The organism is Coprococcus sp. AM11-30B (assembly GCF_027674365.1).
GTDB lineage: Bacteria > Bacillota > Clostridia > Lachnospirales > Lachnospiraceae > Allocoprococcus > Allocoprococcus comes.
The window spans coordinates 20,583-38,845 of sequence record NZ_JAQDVB010000031.1; the positions used below are offsets into that span (position 1 = coordinate 20,583).

Annotated in this window: 15 protein-coding genes and 1 pseudogene; 11 read left to right on the forward strand and 5 right to left on the reverse strand. The window is 43.6% G+C overall.

Going from position 1 to position 18,263, the window contains the following annotated elements; translation table 11 throughout:
- Positions 1 to 52: 52 nt before the first annotated feature.
- The 5 genes from PGU50_RS16365 (at position 53) to dnaB (ending at position 6,115) form a co-directional block, all read left to right on the forward strand.
- On the forward strand, positions 53 to 976 hold the full coding sequence (locus tag PGU50_RS16365; RefSeq protein ID WP_008368907.1) for a sugar phosphate nucleotidyltransferase: 924 nt from the start codon (positions 53 to 55) through the stop codon (positions 974 to 976).
- Between the two features lie 142 nt (positions 977 to 1,118).
- On the forward strand, positions 1,119 to 2,135 hold the full coding sequence (galE, locus tag PGU50_RS16370) for a UDP-glucose 4-epimerase GalE (RefSeq protein WP_022221100.1): 1,017 nt from the start codon (positions 1,119 to 1,121) through the stop codon (positions 2,133 to 2,135).
- A gap of 114 nt (positions 2,136 to 2,249) precedes the next feature.
- Positions 2,250 to 4,298: a DHH family phosphoesterase gene (locus tag PGU50_RS16375; RefSeq protein WP_118219462.1), complete on the forward strand. Its 2,049-nt coding sequence runs from the start codon at positions 2,250 to 2,252 to the stop codon at positions 4,296 to 4,298.
- 1 nt (position 4,299) lies between these two features.
- On the forward strand, positions 4,300 to 4,746 hold the full coding sequence (rplI, locus tag PGU50_RS16380; protein WP_008368899.1) for a 50S ribosomal protein L9: 447 nt from the start codon (positions 4,300 to 4,302) through the stop codon (positions 4,744 to 4,746).
- A gap of 13 nt (positions 4,747 to 4,759) precedes the next feature.
- Entirely contained in the window at positions 4,760 to 6,115 is a 1,356-nt protein-coding gene (dnaB, locus tag PGU50_RS16385; protein WP_022221098.1) for a replicative DNA helicase, read from the forward strand.
- Positions 6,116 to 6,175: 60 nt separating this feature from the next.
- Here dnaB and PGU50_RS16390 read toward each other — a convergent pair whose 3' ends face one another.
- Together PGU50_RS16390 and PGU50_RS16395 are read right to left on the reverse strand one after the other, a co-directional pair.
- Positions 6,176 to 6,787: a helix-turn-helix domain-containing protein gene (locus PGU50_RS16390; RefSeq protein ID WP_117557964.1), complete on the reverse strand. Its 612-nt coding sequence runs from the start codon at positions 6,785 to 6,787 to the stop codon at positions 6,176 to 6,178.
- A gap of 234 nt (positions 6,788 to 7,021) precedes the next feature.
- Positions 7,022 to 7,192, reverse strand: coding sequence for a DUF362 domain-containing protein (locus tag PGU50_RS16395; protein ID WP_008368888.1), 171 nt, complete (start codon positions 7,190 to 7,192; stop codon positions 7,022 to 7,024).
- Positions 7,193 to 7,538: 346 nt separating this feature from the next.
- Between PGU50_RS16395 and PGU50_RS16400 the strand changes: the two genes are divergently transcribed.
- The gene (locus PGU50_RS16400; protein WP_270247480.1) at positions 7,539 to 8,759 is read left to right on the forward strand and encodes a substrate-binding domain-containing protein; all 1,221 of its coding nucleotides are present in this window, start codon (positions 7,539 to 7,541) and stop codon (positions 8,757 to 8,759) included.
- 106 nt (positions 8,760 to 8,865) lie between these two features.
- Here the strand turns inward: PGU50_RS16400 and PGU50_RS16405 are convergent, their stop codons facing one another.
- Genes PGU50_RS16405 through PGU50_RS16415 form a run of 3 tightly spaced genes read right to left on the reverse strand, consistent with a single transcriptional unit; the run spans position 8,866 to position 13,372 of the window.
- The gene (locus PGU50_RS16405; RefSeq protein WP_270205665.1) at positions 8,866 to 10,278 is read right to left on the reverse strand and encodes a sensor histidine kinase; all 1,413 of its coding nucleotides are present in this window, start codon (positions 10,276 to 10,278) and stop codon (positions 8,866 to 8,868) included.
- A complete protein-coding gene (locus PGU50_RS16410) occupies positions 10,278 to 10,979 on the reverse strand; it encodes a response regulator transcription factor (RefSeq protein WP_270247482.1) in 702 nt (233 codons plus the stop codon). Before PGU50_RS16410 ends, PGU50_RS16405 begins: the two co-directional genes overlap by 1 nt.
- 17 nt (positions 10,980 to 10,996) lie before the next feature.
- Complete coding sequence (locus PGU50_RS16415) at positions 10,997 to 13,372, reverse strand: endonuclease MutS2 (protein WP_270247484.1); 2,376 nt, start codon at positions 13,370 to 13,372, stop codon at positions 10,997 to 10,999.
- A gap of 158 nt (positions 13,373 to 13,530) precedes the next feature.
- Here PGU50_RS16415 and PGU50_RS16420 point away from each other — a divergent pair, with 158 nt between their 5' ends.
- From PGU50_RS16420 to PGU50_RS18270, 5 genes and pseudogenes are all read left to right on the forward strand, one after another.
- Positions 13,531 to 14,814 carry a S1C family serine protease gene (locus PGU50_RS16420; RefSeq protein ID WP_270247486.1) on the forward strand — a complete coding sequence of 428 codons (1,284 nt, stop codon included), beginning with the start codon at positions 13,531 to 13,533 and terminating at the stop codon, positions 14,812 to 14,814.
- 56 nt (positions 14,815 to 14,870) lie between these two features.
- Positions 14,871 to 15,812: a 3'-5' exoribonuclease YhaM family protein gene (locus PGU50_RS16425; protein ID WP_008368874.1), complete on the forward strand. Its 942-nt coding sequence runs from the start codon at positions 14,871 to 14,873 to the stop codon at positions 15,810 to 15,812.
- 31 nt (positions 15,813 to 15,843) lie between these two features.
- A complete protein-coding gene (gene rlmD, locus PGU50_RS16430) occupies positions 15,844 to 17,247 on the forward strand; it encodes a 23S rRNA (uracil(1939)-C(5))-methyltransferase RlmD (protein WP_330672590.1) in 1,404 nt (467 codons plus the stop codon).
- 117 nt (positions 17,248 to 17,364) lie between these two features.
- Positions 17,365 to 18,057, forward strand: a complete 693-nt coding sequence (locus PGU50_RS16435) for a response regulator transcription factor (protein ID WP_270247488.1) — start codon at positions 17,365 to 17,367, stop codon at positions 18,055 to 18,057.
- A gap of 85 nt (positions 18,058 to 18,142) precedes the next feature.
- Positions 18,143 to 18,211: pseudogene (locus PGU50_RS18270) on the forward strand (IS607 family transposase); the annotation flags it as partial.
- Between the last annotated feature and the right edge of the window lie 52 nt (positions 18,212 to 18,263).

The window sequence follows — 18,263 nt, forward strand, 5'->3', positions numbered from 1 at the left end:
AGAATAAGAAAGAGAAAGTTTTGAAATCTAAAAAAGAATTGGAGAATCAATTATGAAAAAACCAGTTTTAGTAATTATGGCAGCAGGAATGGGAAGCCGTTATGGTGGACTTAAACAGATCGATCCAGTTGATAAAGAGGGACACATCATTATGGATTTTTCCCTGTTTGATGCAAAAAGAGCCGGATTTGAGAAGGTTATTTTTATTATAAAGAAAGAAAATGAAGACAGTTTCAGAGAAGCAGTAGGAAACCGTATGGCAAAATATATGGAGGTTTCTTATGTATTTCAGGATATTAACAACATTCCGGAAGGTTTTGAAGTTCCGGAAGGCAGAGTGAAACCGTGGGGAACCGGACATGCAGTCCTCAGCTGCATTGATGAGATCGACGGGCCATTTGCTGTTATCAATGCAGATGATTATTATGGAAGACATGCGTTTGAAGCAATTTATAATTATCTGTCTGAGCATGAGGATGATGATAAGTATCGTTATGCGATGGTCGGATATCTTCTGAAGAATACAGTAACAGACAATGGTCATGTGGCAAGAGGAATCTGTACGACCAATGAAGAAGGGGAACTGGTAAATATTACCGAAAGAACCCGCATTGAGAAGCGTGACGGTAAGATTGCGTTTACCGAAAATGATGGCGAAACCTGGGAAAATTTACCAGAGGATACACTGGTTTCCATGAATATGTGGGGATTTACGAGAAGCATACTGGACGAGCTGAAAGCAGAATTTCCACAGTTCCTGAAGAAAGGACTTACTGAAAATCCGATGAAGTGTGAATATTTCCTGCCGGCAGTCGTAAGCAATCTTCTGGAGGCAGACCGCGCAACAGCAGCGGTTCTTCCGTCGGCAGATAAATGGTACGGCGTAACTTATAAAGAAGACAAACCGGTTGTCGTAGAAGCGATCCGCAATCTGAAAAAAGAAGGTCTTTATCCGGAAAATCTCTGGGAAGAGTAGGAATGTGTTGAAATTTAGTAAATAGTTCATTTGATTTACTAAAAAATATAAATAATTTAGTAAAAACACTTCCATATAGGCAAGATGTGTGCTATAGTGTGTAAAGAAAAGTAAATGATTCTAATTTCAGGAGGAAAAAATCATGGCAATTTTAGTAACAGGCGGAGCCGGATTTATCGGCAGTCACACATGTGTAGAGATGCTGAATGCAGGATATGAAGTTATTGTAGTAGATAATCTTTGCAATGCTTCTGAAGAAGCAATCAGACGTGTAGAGAAGATCACCGGCAAGAACGTTACATTTTATAAAGCAGATATCAGAGATAAAGAAGCACTGGATCAGATTTTTGACAAAGAAAGTGTAGAATGTGTCATTCATTTCGCAGGACTTAAAGCAGTCGGAGAATCTGTTGCAAAGCCACTTGAATATTATCAGAACAATATTGCAGGTACACTTACACTTTGTGATGTTATGCGTAACCACAATGTGAAGAACATCATCTTCAGTTCTTCAGCAACGGTATATGGTGATCCGGCATTTATCCCGATTACAGAAGAATGCCCGAAGGGAACCTGTACGAATCCTTATGGATGGACAAAATGGATGCTTGAGCAGATCCTGACAGACCTGCATAAGGCAGATCCGGAGTGGAATGTTGTCCTTCTTCGTTACTTCAATCCGATCGGCGCACATGAGAGCGGACTGATGGGAGAAGATCCGAAGGGTATCCCGAACAACCTGCTTCCATATATTGCACAGGTTGCGATCGGTAAACTGGAATGCCTGGGTGTATTTGGTGATGATTATGATACACCGGACGGAACAGGTGTGAGAGACTACATCCATGTAGTTGACCTTGCAATTGGACACGTAAAGGCGCTGAAGAAGATCCAGGAAAAATCAGGCGTAAGCATTTACAATCTTGGAACCGGAGTAGGATATTCAGTACTGGATGTATTGCATGCATTTGAAAAAGCATGTGGAAAAGAGATCCCTTACCAGATTAAGCCAAGAAGAGCCGGAGATATCGCAACATGCTACTGTAATGCAGAAAAAGCAAAGAACGAGCTCGGATGGGTTGCAGAACGCGGAATCGACAAGATGTGTGAGGATTCATGGAGATGGCAGACAATGAATCCGAATGGATACGAAGCTTAATAAAAGAAAGAAAAATGTGTCAGGGCGAACACTTCCCTGGCACATTTTTTAGTTCCCTAATATCCGGAAAGGTGATATAATACAAATATCTATAGGTTTTAAGAGGGCTGAAAGATGAAAAAGGATATAAAGTTAAAGGGACAACTGAAATTGTATATGCAATGGCCGGGAATTATGATTCTTTTCCTTATCCTGATGAATATCTGGATCTTCAGGATGGATCGAAAGGCCGGGCTGCTTATGAGTGCGTTTGTGCTGGTTTATGCAGTCGTCATTGGCATTATGTATTTTTACAACAAGTCTCTGATTCTGGCAGACATGGTAGAGTTTGCAGCGCAGTACGGAATTGTCCAGAATACACTTCTGAAGGAACTTTCGATTCCGTATGCGATTTTACTGGATGATGGAAAAATCATCTGGACGAACACACAGTTCCGGGAAGTCCTTGGGACGACTATCCGGAAGGATACCTATCTGAGTAAATATATTCCGGAGCTAAACCGGGGCGTATTTCCAAAGGAAGACAATGAATCGGTAAGCCTGGAATTCAATTATCTTGACAGAGATTATCAGGCTGAGATCCAGTGCGTATCGGTCGAAGGTTTCAGTGAGACAGAGCAGCTTCTGGAGATACCGGAGGAAAAGGAATATTTTATTGCGATACATCTTCAGGATGTGACAGAGCTGAACCGGTATATCCGGGCGAATGAAGAGCAGCGGCTGGTGGCCGGACTGGTTTATATTGATAACTATGAAGAGGTCATGGAAAGTGTCGAGGAAGTAAGGCAGTCTCTTCTGGTGGCATTGATCGACCGTAAGATCAACCAGTATATTGCGGATTTTTCCGGTATTGTGAAGAAGCTTGAGAAAGACAAATATTTTGTTGTAATTAAAAAAGAAAGCTTCAATCGAATGGAAAAAGACCGTTTTTCTTTACTTGATGAGGTAAAAGGAGTCAGTATCGGCAATCAGATTCCGGTTACACTAAGTATTGGGCTTGGACTCAGTACAGATACCTATGCTGCAGGATATAATTATGCCCGTATAGCGATCGATCTTGCACTTGCAAGAGGCGGAGATCAGGTAGTTGTGAAGAATAACAAGGGAATCAGCTATTATGGCGGAAAGCGTGAGCAGACTTCTAAGAATACCCGAGTAAAAGCAAGAGTAAAAGCAGAAGCACTCCGGGAGTTTATCACCGGAAAAGAGCGTGTGATCGTAATGGGACATAAGATGGCAGATGTGGATTCATTTGGTGCGGCAATCGGTATTTACCGGGCAGCAAGTGCGATGGAAAAGAAAGTCAATATTGTCCTGAATGATATTTCTGTGACACTCAGACCGCTTTATGAAGCATTTACTGATGATCCGAAGTATCCGGATGATCTGTTTGTGACTTCCCATGAGGCGGAGGAACTGGCAGATGACAATACAATGGTAGTTGTTGTTGACACCAATAAGCCAAAGATGACAGAATGTGAACGCCTGCTTCGTCTGACGAAGACGATTGCAGTTCTGGACCACCACAGACAGAGTGATGAAGTGATTGAGAATGCGGTTCTGTCGTATATCGAGCCATATGCTTCCTCAGCGTGTGAGATGGTAGCAGAGGTTCTTCAGTATATCGGCGATGATCTGCGTTTGAATTCCATGGAAGCGAACAGTATGTATGCAGGTATTCTGGTTGATACCAACAATTTTATGTCCAGAACAGGAGTCCGGACCTTTGAGGCAGCTGCGTACCTGAGAAGATGTGGTGCAGATGTTACTTATGTAAGAAAACTCCTCCGTGATGATATGGCATCTTACCGGGCAAAAGCTGCAGTAATCAGCAGTGCTGAGGTATATCGGGATGTATTTGCGATCGCGCGAGGCGAACATCTGGGAATTGAAAGTCCCACTATTATCGGAGCACAGGCGTCAAATGAGCTTCTCAATATTGAGGAGATCAAGGCTTCTTTTGTACTGACTGAATATAATGGTAAGATTTACATCAGTGCACGTTCCATTGATGAGATCAATGTACAGATCATTATGGAGCGGCTCGGCGGAGGCGGTCATATCAACACTGCCGGTGCCCAGTTCCCATATTCCGATATGGAAAGAGCGATTGAAACTCTGAAAAAGACAATCGATATTATGATAGAAGAAGGAGATATTTAAGATGAAAGTTATTTTATTGGAAGATGTAAAATCCCTTGGGAAAAAAGGCGAGGTTGTAAATGTAAGTGACGGATATGCAAGAAACTTCATTTTCAAAAAAAACCTTGGACTGGAAGCAAATGGAAAGAATTTAAATGACTTAAAGCTTCAGAAACAGAATGAAGAAAAGGTTGCACAGGAGCATCTGGAAGCAGCGCAGGAGCTTGCAAAGAAATTAGAGGCAGCAAAAGTAGAACTCAAGATCAAGACCGGGGAAGGCGGAAGAACATTCGGTTCTGTGTCTTCAAAGGAAATTGCAATTGCAGTAAAAGAACAGCTTGGATATGATCTTGATAAGAAAAAGATCCAGATCAAAGAAGCGATCCGTACACCTGGAATGCATCTTGTACCGGTCAAACTTCACCAGAAAGTGACTGCTGAATTAAAAGTGCATGTTGGGGAAGCTTAGGAGGATCTGAGACATGGATGAAGCACTCATTAAGAGAGTACCGCCACACAGCATAGAGGCAGAGCAGTCTGTTGTTGGAGCGATACTGATGGACCGGGATGCGATTACAGTAGCTGCCGAGATCATTTGTGGAGACGACTTTTATCAAAAGGCATATGGTGTAATTTTCGATTCAGTGGTAGAACTTTTTAATGAGGGAAAACCCGTTGACCTGATTACACTGCAGAACCGTCTGCGTGAAAAAGCTGTTCCGGAAGAGATCAGTAGTCTTGAATTTGTCCGGGATCTGGTAACAGCAGTTCCAACCTCGGCAAATGTAAAGTATTATGCTGAGATCGTCTCTGAAAAAGCAACGTTGAGGCGTCTGATCAAGATGAATGAAGCGATTGCGGATGAATGTTATCAGGGGCAGGAGCCGCTGGAGGCGATCCTTGAAAGGACAGAGAAGCAGGTTTTTGAGCTGGTGCAGAACCGCGGAGGAAACGGTGAATACGTGCCAATCAAGCAGGTAGTGTTAAATGCCCTTGAGAAAATTGAGAAAGCATCTAAGAGTAAGGGAACTGTTACAGGAATTCCGACTGGATTTATTGACCTGGATTACAAGACATCCGGTCTGCAGCCCTCCGATCTGATCCTGGTCGCAGCCCGTCCTTCTATGGGTAAGACGGCGTTTGTACTGAACATTGCACAGCATGTGGCGTTTAAACAGAACCGTACAGTTGCCATATTCAGTCTGGAAATGTCAAAGGAACAGCTGGTAAACCGTCTGTTCTCGCTGGAATCCTATGTAGATGCACAGCTTTTAAGAACCGGTAATCTGAAGGATTCTGACTGGGAAAAGCTGATCGAAGGTGCCGGAACAATTGGAAGATCGAACCTGATCATTGATGATACACCGGGTATTTCGATTTCGGAAATGCGTTCCAAATGCAGAAAATATAAAATGGAACATAATCTTGAGCTGATCATCATCGACTACCTGCAGTTGATGAGCGGAAGTGTTGGTGGACGTAATGAGTCCCGTCAACAGGAAATTTCCGATATTTCCCGTTCCTTAAAAGCGCTTGCCCGAGAATTAAGTGTGCCGGTCATTGCACTGTCACAGCTGAGCCGTGCGGTTGAGCAGAGACCAGATCACAGACCGATGCTTTCTGATCTGCGTGAGTCCGGAGCAATCGAGCAGGATGCCGACGTGGTTATGTTCATTTATCGAGATGATTATTATAATAAGGATACGGAGCATGTCAATGAGGCAGAGATCATTATTGCCAAACAGAGAAACGGTCCGATTGGAACCGTAACGCTTACATGGCTTCCGCAGTACACGAAATTTGCCAATTCAGAACGAAAAGTTGTGGATGGGGAATGAGAAATTATGAAATGAAAAAGACAGGGAACAGAATCAAAACTGTTCGCTGTCTTTTGACTTTTATGTGGTTTCGCCAAATAATTTCCGCAGGTAATGTCCGGCGCCAGATTTTGAAGCTTCTTTCCGGAGCGCCTGCTGCTGACGAAGTAAATGATCAAGCTTCCGGTAACGGTCTTCTTCCAGGCGTTCTTTTGCCTGTAAAAGAAAATCCATTTCCTTTGTTACTTTTTCAGATACGGATTTGCCGAGAGACCCCTCCAGGATCTGGTTGTTTTCCAAAAGAATTTTTCGGAGAGACTCTTCGAGCAGAGGCTGATAAACAGAAAGAGAAAGGTTGTCTGCTGTATAAACAGAAAGAGCCGGATCCTGGGGGTCAGCAACTTCGTTTATCGAAGCGGCAGCCTTTGGTGCATCCGATTTTCTGGCCTTCAGAAGTGCTTTTGTGCGAAGCATGTCCGGAAGGAGCTGTTTGATCTCCTTCAGGAGTAGTCCCTGTTCTTTGAGTTCTTTGATACAGCTAAAAAGCTGTATATCTTCTTCCGTATAGTGCCGATGTCCCATCTCAGTGCGTCCGATCGGAAGATCAAGCTCTTCCTCCCAGTAGCGAAGAACATGTGATTCTACGCCAACGTGTTTGGCAGCTTCTGAGATCATGTAATGAACGTCGCCCATACGATAACCCCCTTATTAAAATAAGTATGTGATATAGATTGAGTACAAGTCTATTGTAGCATAAGAAGAAGAGATGGAAAGAAAAATCGTTCGACAAATGTTGCAGAGGGAAGAATGTCAGATAGGATGATGCTTACTGGATCTGTATTTGGTTCAGACGTGTACATAAAAAGAGACGATCTTCAGATGAAAACCGTCTCTTTCTTACTGTCTTATTCAATCTACGTGTTCTGATTACTCAGCGCTGATTGCTCCTGTAGGACATGCTGATTCGCAAGCGCCACAGTCAACACATGCAGAAGCATCGATCTGCATATGATCTGCACCCATAGAGATTGCTCCTACTGGACATTCGCTTTCGCAAGCTCCGCAGCTTACACATTCGTCTGAAATTACGTGTGCCATGATATGTATCCTCCTTATTATTATGAAAAAGTTAAAATCAATATGCCTTTCGCATAACTTTATTCTAATACAGAACTTGAAAATATACAAGAGGAATTTATGCTTAAAAATAGATACAATTGAGTTAGAAATGTCAAACTAATAGCGCGAAATGGGCATTTCTTTGGTTAGAAATATAAAACCAAAAGGTTAGTAATATAAAACTTACAAATGAAAACAAAAAGAATTTATGAAATCTTAAGAAATTTTTCTACCTTTCCCGGGCGATTTGGTGTATAGTGGGTACTGTACCATTTTATAACCAATAATGAAACTGATTTTAAGATAGAGAAAGTGGAGTGGATTTATGAAAAAACGGTGGAGTATACTTTCGGCTGTACTTTGTGTGGCACTTTTGACTGGTGGATGTGGAACTGGAAGCAAGAATGATGCAGGTACAGGAAAAGAGCAGACATTCAGCCATGAGACAAGGGAAGAGAATGAGCATCAGAGTAACCTGGATGTTTTACAGCCATCTGCATATGGCAATGTGCAGGGACTGAATCTGGAGAAAGGAAGCTCGATTTCTATTATAGGAAGAGGAAGTTCTTCCGCATACTGGAAAGCTGTTCAGGAAGGTGCAAAGCAGGCGGTAGCGGATATTAATACAAACCTGGGATATAAAGGGAATGATAAAGTAAAGCTTGTTTATTCTGCGCCGGAGACAGAGAATGATGTAGATGATCAGGTAAATATTCTGGATGAGGAGCTTGCACGGTATCCGGTTGCGGTCGGGATCGCAGCAGTTGATTCAGGGGCATGTGAGGTTCAGTTTGATCTTGCTGCAGAGAATGGGATCCCGATCGTAGCATTTGATTCCGGGACCGATTATCAGAATATTGTATCCATGATTGATACAGATAATACAACTGCCGCTGCAACAGCAGCAAGTAAGCTGTGCAACAGTATCGGTGAGAGTGGTCAGATCCTTGTAATCGCACATGACTCCAAGTCTACTTCTTCTGAAGAAAGAGAGCAGGGATTTGTACAGGAAGTGGAAAAGAATGATCCGAATGTAACGGTTGCAGAGATCTGGCATCTGGATGATCTGGATGCGATCTCGAAAGAGATCAATGCAGATTCATCTGAAAAGAATTCCCAGGAGACTGCAGATAATGTGCAAAAAGCCGAGGAAGAGAACGCAGATGGCCGGGATACCCAGACGGCACAGCAGGATGCAATCAAGTATCTTCTTGAAAAGTATCCGGATGTAAAAGGAATTTTTGCAACCAATGAAACAGTAGCAGACCTTGTGGTGAATGTTCTGGACTCTATGGACAAAATAACGGGGGAAGACCGAATCAAGGTAGTGAGCTTTGACGGCGGGGAGGATCAGATGAAGCTTCTGGAAGATGGGAAGATTGATGGACTGATCGTTCAGAACCCATACGGAATCGGCTATGCAACGGTTGTTGCCTGCGCAAGAGCAGTGCTTGGTCAGGGAAATGAAGCAATGGTAAGTACCGGATATACCTGGGTTACAAAAGATAATATGAATAAAGATTCGATTAAGAAGATGCTTTATTAGTAAGAAGAAATGTCTGAAATCTGTGGGAAATGGGTTTCAGACATTTTTATATAAAAACGGTTGTGAGTGACATATTATTTATGCCGTCTACAACCGTTTCTTTTTGCTATTTTTTCGTCAGTGGAAGGGAGAAGATAAATTCTGTTCCAACTCCCTCGGTACTGATCACATTGATATTTTCATTGTGTGCCTGAATAATTTCTTTTACGATCGAAAGTCCAAGTCCGGTTCCTTTTTTGTCTTTTCCGCGGGAGAGATCACTTTTGTAAAAACGTTCCCATATTTTGTTGATACTTGATTTCGGAATGCCAATTCCATAATCTTTGACGGAAGTATATACTTTGTCACCGCGCGGTGTGGTTTCAATCGTGATCGTAGACTCTGGATTGCTGAATTTGATCGCGTTGTCCAGCAGATTGTATAGAACCTGTTGGATTTTGTGCCGGTCAGCATGTACATACAGGGTACGAGTTGCCAGAAGAAGTTCGATAGAAATTTTTTTGGCAGTGCAGGTACCTTCGAAAGAAGCTGCTGTGTTACGGATCACTTCGTGAATATCAAAATCTGTTTTATTAAGAAGAAGATCCTTCGTATCAAATTCATTCAATGTCAGCAGATCGCGTGTAAGGTCAGTAAGACGTTCTGTTTCAAATAAGATGATATTTAAGTATTTTCCCTGCATTTCAGGTGGAATCGTGCCATCCGCCATGGCTTCAACATAGCCCTTGATGGAAGTCAGAGGAGAACGGAAATCATGGGATACATTTGCCACAAATTTCTTCTGGTAATCCTCCATATCTTTCAGTTGGGAAGACATGTAGTTGAGAGATGCGGAAAGATATCCTATCTCATCCTGCGTATTAACCGGGATGACAACATCCAGATTGCCGGAAGCATACTGCTTTGCTGCATTCGTAATCTTGACGAGCGGGCGGTAGATCAGAAAATGTACACCCAGCAAAATAATGAATGAGAGCACATAAATGATCAGAATCACGATATACGTGTTACGCATCAGAACAGAATGTGCGTCTGTGATCTGCGAGTAAGGCTTATGTACAAGTAGATATCCGTGGGTTGAAAAATTCTCTGTGACCGGAGCAATCACGGTGATCATTTCTGAGTTGAAGTACCCGTGATAATCACCGGTCAGATAAGTGGAGCCACCGGATTCGGCAGGATCAAAATTTTCAATCCGGGAAGGGGCATACGATACATCGCCGGATTTGGCAGATGCAAGCAAAGATCCCTCATTATCAACAAACCAGATATCTGAATTCAGATAATCGCTCATACCATTGAGCTGTGTATAAACATCTGCCAGAGTAATGGTTTCGGAAAAATAGTCCGGCAGATAATTGGATGCAAGCAGATTCGCCGACTGATACATATTGCCGGAAATGCTGCTTTCCAGATAATGGGTTGTCAGTGTGGATGACAGGGATGCCACTGTAAAAATACTTAAAAATCCGAGAATAATATATAAGAGGATAAATTTAAGGTAAAGAGTACTTTTCATTACTTCACCTCAAATTTGTAACCGATTCCCCAGACGGTACTAAGTCCCCAGGAAGGATGATCCTTGATCTTCTCGCGCAGACGCTTAATATGAACATCAACGGTACGGGTGTCGCCGACATACTCATAGCCCCAGATCTGGTCAAGGAGCTGCTCGCGTGTGAATACCTGGTTTGGTGAGGAGGCGAGGAAATACAAAAGCTCCAGTTCTTTTGGCGGCATATCTACATTCTTACCATCAACGGTTACTGCGTAATTGGTAAGATTGATCTCGATTCCCGGATAGTCAACAACCTTTCCGCGGCTGGCGGCAGGAGCTTCTGGTTTGGCAGGCTGATAGCGTCTGAGTACCGCTTTTACTCTTGCGACAAGCTCCTTGGAATCGAATGGTTTTAAGATGTAATCATCAGCACCAAGCTCCAGGCCGAGCACCTTGTCAAATACTTCACCTTTTGCGGAAAGCATAATGATGGGGGTGTTGTGCTTACTGCGGATCTCACGACAGACCTGATAGCCGTCGATGCCCGGGAGCATCAGGTCGAGCAGCATCAGGTTTGGCTGATAGGATTCAAATGCGGTAAGAGCTTCTTCCCCGTCGTGTACGATCATCGTATCGAAGCATTCCTTTGTAAGGTAGAGAGAAATCAGTTCTGCAATATTCTCGTCGTCATCTACAATTAAGATTTTCTGTTTAGTCACCATGATAGTTCCCCCAATGATTATTTGAATTCTACGATAGTTACACCGGCATCGCCCTCCCCGAAAGCTCCCAGCCGGAAGGATTTGATATGTTTCTGGCGGCGCAGATACTGATGGATCCCGTTCCTGAGTGCGCCGGTTCCTTTCCCGTGTACAATTCGTACCGGACTTAAGTGTGCGATATAGGCATCATCCAGATATTTGTCAAGTTCGGCAACTGCTTCATCGACTGTCTTGCCGAGAAGATTGATCTCCGGACTGACATGCATGGATTTGCCCATCTTCATCTTGCCACTGCTGGTTCTGCGCATCTGCTTTGCAGTAACCGTAAGCGGTTCTTCGATCAGTTCAAGATCGGAAATATTGACCTGCGACCGGAGAATACCCATCTGGACAAACAGGTTGCCTTTGGCATCCGGTAGTGAATTTACCGTTCCGGTCAGATTCATGCTCAGTACTTTTACAGAATCGCCCAGATGGAAATCGCTTGCCTTGTAAGCTTTGGAAGGTTTTTTCTTTTCCAGACGGTTTTTATTTTCAGTTTTGGAAAGCTGCTTACGGATCCGTTCTCTTTCTTTTTCCATCTCGGAAGCAGAAATACTGGCTTTGCCGAATTTGCGGAAGTTCTTCATCGTCTCATCTGCAAAATCTTTGGCTTCCTGAACAATGTCGGTCGCTCTGGCATTTGCCTCACGAATGATCCGGTCGCGCTGTGTATCCAGCTTTTCCTGTTGGTGCTTGAGTTCGGACTTGAGACGTTCCATCTCGCGGCGGTAAGAAGCAATCTCATCCCGCTCTTTCTCGATGGTCTTGCGGCTCTGTTCCAGATCAGTAAGGAGATCTTCAAAAGATTCATCCTCCTCGGTCAGATGCGTTTTGGCATCCTGGATGATATAATCCGGAAGGCCGAGTTTTTCGGAAATCGCGAAAGCATTACTTTTTCCAGGAATACCGATCAGAAGATGGTAAGTCGGGCTCAATGTCTCCACGTCAAATTCACAGCAGGCATTTTCTACTCCCGGAGTAGAAAGAGCAAATACCTTCAGTTCGCTGTAGTGTGTCGTTGCCATAGTGCGGATTCTACGGTTATGCAGATGTGACAGAATGGCGATAGCGAGTGCAGCACCCTCAGTCGGATCGGTTCCCGCACCAAGTTCATCGAAAAGGACTAATGAATTCTCATCCACATGATTTAGGAAAGAAACCACATTTGTCATGTGAGAAGAGAAGGTACTTAAAGACTGTTCAATACTCTGTTCGTCACCAATATCAGCATAAACCTGGTTAAATACAGCAAGTTCTGAACGGTCAAGTGCAGGAATGTGCAGACCTGCCTGGCCCATCAGGGTAAAAAGCCCCACAGTCTTGAGGGAAACGGTCTTACCACCTGTATTCGGACCGGTTATGACGAGAAGATCAAAGGTATCTCCAAGTGTCAGACTGATCGGAACAACTTTTTTACGGTCCAGAAGAGGGTGTCTTCCCTCACGGATCCGGATCCGGCCTTCGGTGTTAAAGACTGGGCGGCTGGCGTTCATATCCAGTGCCAGTGCACCTTTTGCAAAAATAAAATCCAGTTCTACAAGTGCTTTGTAGTTCAGACGGATTTCTTCAATATATTCAGCTGCATCCACACTGAGGCGGGCAAGGATCACCTGGATTTCTTCCTGCTCCTGGGCATATAATTCTTTCAGATCATTGTTCAGTTTGACAACGGCCATCGGCTCAATGAAAAGTGTGGAGCCGGTTGCTGACTGGTCATGGATTAGACCATTTACCTGGCTGCGGTACTCGGCTTTTACCGGGAGACAGTAACGGTCGCCACGCATGGTAATAATGGCATCCTGGAGATAGGTGCGCATGGAACCGTTCAAAAGTCCGGTCATGGTAGAATGGATTTTGTCATTCATGCCGTTAATACTGCGGCGGATCTGCTTTAATTTGCTGCTGGCATCATCGCTGATCTCGTCTTCACCAAGAATGCAGCGGTCAATTTCAGTAGAAAGTGGTGTAAGCGGCGCAAGCTGTTCAAAATATACATCCAGACAATCTGCCTGATCGTCTGCATTTTCATGACGGCCGTAGGATTTGATCCGGGCGGTTGTCTGAAGAAGCTTGCCGATCCGGAGGAGTTCCGGTGCGCTTAAGGCACTTCCGATCTCCAGGCGCTTAAGAGAGTCGGAGACAGCATAGCAGCCGCTGAAAGAAGGAATTCCCTTCTTTACAATGCGGGTAAATGCTGCGGCAGTCTGTTCCTGTGCAGTGACGATTTTGTTAAGGTCGGTCATCGGCTTGATCCGTCGGCAGAATGAAGCTCCGCCAGGGGAAGAAGCGTGATCGGTCAGCATCTCTATAATTTTTGGAAATTCCAATTTTGTTAAAGATTTTTGATTCATAATACATTTATACCTCATATTTTGTCTGGTTCTATTCTAACTTATTTACCGTCTAAATGAAAGTGGAAAGGTGAAATTTCGTTGAACATTTGCGGGGAATCATGTATACTAAAATCAGGTGTGGCTGAAAGCACTCCGGAGGCCTAAGGAGAAGCACAATGTCTGATAATCGGGAGAATAAGCATAACGAAGAACCGCACGACAGTGAGGAAGAAAAATATTCGTTTTTGCAGGAAACAGTAAAAGATGAACAGCGAAGTAAAAAAGGAATCATGGGAAATCTGTGCAGGCTTGCAGGAAGAGGACTGATTTTTGGACTTGCAGCAGGCCTTGCGTTTTATGCCCTTCGCCCATGGGCGATGACACATCTGGGCGGAGAGAAGGTAACGATTCCGTTGGATCAGGAGGAAACTCCGGTTGAGAATGAGACGGATACCAAGGATCAGGAATCACAGGAGGAAGAGATTCAGTATCCGGATCTGACTGTCGAAGATTATCAGGAGATGAACCATGCATTATACCAGGTGGCATTGTCAGCAGGAAAAAGTGTGGTTGAGATCTATGCCGTGCACCGGGATGAAGGCTGGGAGAATGCAGGGGAGCAGGCTGTATCGGGAGTTATTTTCTGGGATAATGGAGCAGATCTTTTGATTGCGGCACCGGCAAGAATTGTAAAAGATGCAGAAGCACTGAAAGCCACATTTTCAGACAATACTACATATAACGCAACTTTGAAAAAGCAGGACCGGAATCTTGGACTTGCGATCATTGCGGTCAAGAGATCAGATCTGTCGGATAGTACGAGGAACCAGATCCAGACGGCGATGCTTGGTAATTCTAATGCAGTGAACCGTGGGGACGGCGTGATCGTTCTTGGTGAGCAGTTTGGATATGCAGGTGGTGTCGGATATGGGATCATCAGTTCCACCAGAAATTACCGGACAGTGGCGGACGGGCAGTACCGGCTGCTTGATACAGATATTGCAGGAAGTGAAAAAGGGAGCGGAATTCTGTTTAACACGGCGGGTGAAGTGATTGGAATCTGTGACCAGTCAGAATTGCAGAGAGACGGAAATTTTGTAAGTGCCTATGCGATTTCGGATATCAAGGAAGAGATCGAACTTCTGGCAAATGGACAGGGAGTTCCGTATATTGGCGTTCACGGAGTTGTAGTGACGGAGAAGCTTGCCGGCGAACAGGGAATCCCGAAAGGCATTTATGTCAGGGAAGTAGAGGCTGATTCGCCTGCGATGCAGGCGGGGATCCAGAATGGTGATGTGATCACAGAGATTAACAAGACAGATATCACCGGTATAGCAGGACTTCATAAACAGATCGCAGAAGCCGGAACCGGTACACAGATCAGGATCAAAGGGCAGAGGCGTGGCGCAGATGGTTATGTCGATGTAACATTTGATGTGACAGTTGGAAGTAAAGAATAGATTTGCAGATAAAAAGCAACCATAAATTTAAAATATAGAGCAGGAAGAGGAATGACATGAGATATATTGAGACATTACACGAAGGCGAGACAATCAGAAATACGTATCTTTGCAAAGGGAAAAGAAGTGCGGAGACAAGGAACGGAAAACCATATGACAACCTGATCCTTCAGGACAAGACAGGAACTTTAGATGGAAAGATCTGGGATCCGAATTCAAATGGAATTGCAGATTACAGCGAAAAAGATTTTATTGAAGTTTACGGGGAGATCATCAGCTATAACGGCAATCTTCAGATGAACATCAAGCAGCTCCGTGTAGCAGACGAGGGAGAATACGATCCGGCGGATTATATGCCGACCAGCGAGAAAAGTGTGGATGGGATGTATGAAGAACTGATGCGTTATGGAAAGCAGGTGAAGAACCCGTATCTGCAGCAGGTGATCCGGTATTATTTTGTAAATGATGAACAGTTTATCAAGAGCTTCAAGGCACATTCTGCAGCAAAGAGTGTACATCACGGATTTGCCGGAGGACTTCTGGAGCACACATTAAGCGTAGTGAAATTCTGTGAATATATGGCAGGGGCATATCCGATCCTGAATAAGGATCTTCTGTATACAGCGGCAATGTGTCATGATATCGGAAAGACACAGGAACTTTCCCTGTTCCCGGATAATGATTATACCGATGATGGGCAGCTACTCGGTCATATTGTGATCGGTGTGGAAATGCTGGATGATGCAATTCGTGAGATCCCGGATTTCCCAAAGAAGCTTGCCAGCGAATTAAAGCACTGTATCGTAGCGCATCACGGAGAACTCGAATACGGTTCGCCGAAGAAACCGGCGCTTGCTGAAGCAATGGCACTTAATTGTGCAGATAATGCTGATGCAAAGATGCAGACACTGACAGAGATTTTTAAGGCAAAAGATACAAAGGACTGGTTAGGTTATAACCGTCTGTTTGAATCTAACTTAAGAAAGACCAGTATCTAAGAGAAGTTCTGAAAGAAAGATGAGTATAAAAATGAAGAAAAATGACGTAGTGACGGTAGAAGTTACAGATATCGGAATCGGTGGTGAAGGAATCGGAAAGGTTGATGGATATACTCTGTTTATCAAGGATGCAGTCATTGGAGATACCGTTGAAGTAAAAGTAATGAAAGCAAAAAAGAACTACGGATATGCGAGATTAATGCGGATTGTAAAAGAATCCGCATTTCGTGTATCTGCACGCTGTCCGGAGGCAAGACGCTGTGGCGGATGCCAGATTCAGGAGATGGATTACCGGAAACAGCTGGAGTTTAAAAATACAAAAGTAAGAAATAACCTGATCCGTCTTGGCAGTGTGGAAGAAGAATTGCTGGATCAGATCATGGAGCCGATCGCAGGAATGGAGGAACCGTTCCGTTACCGGAATAAAGCACAGTTCCCGATCGGAGTGGATAAAGAAGGGAATCTGATTGCCGGATTCTATGCCGGAAGAACCCATCAGATCATCCCGGTTCCGAACAGGGACTGCGTACTTGGAGTACCGGAGAATAAAGTGATCCTGGATCAGATTCTGGACTACATGCGGGAAGAGAAGATTTCTGCATATGATGAGGAACGGCACAAAGGGCTGGTGCGCCATGTCCTGGTCCGGTATGGATTTACAACAAAAGAGATCATGGTTTGTCTGATCATTAACGGGGATAAGCTTCCCAGCAGTGAAAAATTGTTGAAAAAGCTGACAAAGATTCCGGGAATGACAAGTATTACTTATAATATCAATAAAGAAAAGACGAATGTGATCATGGGATCAAAGGTTTGTCCGCTCTGGGGACAGACGTATATCACCGATTATATCGGTAATGTCAAATACCAGATTTCACCGCTGTCTTTCTATCAGGTGAATCCGGTACAGACAGAGGTACTTTACGGAACCGCACTGGAATACGCCGGGCTTACTGGAAAAGAGACGGTTTGGGATGTGTATTGTGGTATCGGAACGATTTCCCTTTTCCTTGCGCAGAAAGCACAGAAAGTTTACGGCGTGGAAATCGTGCCGCAGGCAATTGAAGATGCAAAGCATAATGCTAAGATCAATGAGATTACAAACGCGGAGTTTTTTGTAGGAAAGGCAGAAGAAGTGCTGCCGGAGTATTATGCGGATTATGCAAAAGAGCATCCGGGAGAGCATGCGAGAGCGGATGTGATCGTAGTCGATCCACCGAGAAAAGGATGTGAGAGAAGCGTACTGGATACGATGGTTCAGATGGAGCCGGAGAGGATCGTATATGTGAGCTGCGATTCAGCGACTTTGGCTCGGGATGTGAAGTATCTGCGGGAGAATGGGTATGAGATCAGGAAGGTGAAGGCGACTGATATGTTTCCGATGAGTGTGCATGTTGAGACGGTTGTTCTTTTGTCCCAACTGAAACAAAAATAATTTACCTAAAAATGAAGATAGCAGGCAACCGCAGTGTCCAGAAGATAAAGAGAGTGCAATTGTGGAGGCATTGAAGCATTTTAAGATGAATAGTTAATAAAGAGAGGTGCATATGCTATGCCAGGTATACTCGTGGTTGAAGATGATGAAAATTTAAATCGTGGAATTACATTTTCACTGAAAAAATCCGGATATGAGGTTTTTTCAGCAGAATCAGTGAAAAAAGCGAAAAGAATTGCAAGTGATAATAATGTGGATGTTACCATTTGTGATGTGAATCTTCCGGATGGGAATGGACTGGAATTTGTAAGGTGGATGAGATGCAATTATAATACATACATTATTTGTCTTACAGCACTAGATCAGGAGATGGATCAGGTCATGGGATATGAAGCAGGGGCAGATGATTATATTACAAAGCCGTTTAGTCTTTCGGTACTTCTTTTGAAAATAGAAGCACATTTCCGCCGCAGACAGGAGAAAACGGAAGCCGGAAAGATGATTTCGGGAGATATCGTATTTATCGCAGGAGAAATGAAAGTCCTGATAAAAAGTCGTGAAATCAGTCTGACAAAAACGGAGTTGAAAATGCTGACTTTTTTTCTTCAGAATCCGAAACAGATTCTTTCAAAAACACAAATATTGGAAAATGTGTTTGAGTTGGAAGGGGATTTTGTGGATGAAAATACAATCGCTGTCAATATCAGAAGACTCCGTGAGAAAATCGAAGACAATCCGGCTGCACCGGTCTATATAAAGAATATCAGAGGTCTTGGGTATATATGGAATCAGGAGGTCATTAACAGTTAAATATAAATTATAAAATCATATAAGTAGACATTGAGTTTTATAAGATATTAGACTAGAATATTATTGAAAGGAGTTGATACTTTGAGTAACTGCTCAGACATTACGAAATTGGGATGCAAATGGAAAACTTCATCCGCATCATACTACATCAAGTTGAAAAGGTTGTTGTTTTATATAAAGACAGGCTATTGCGATTTGGTTTTGAG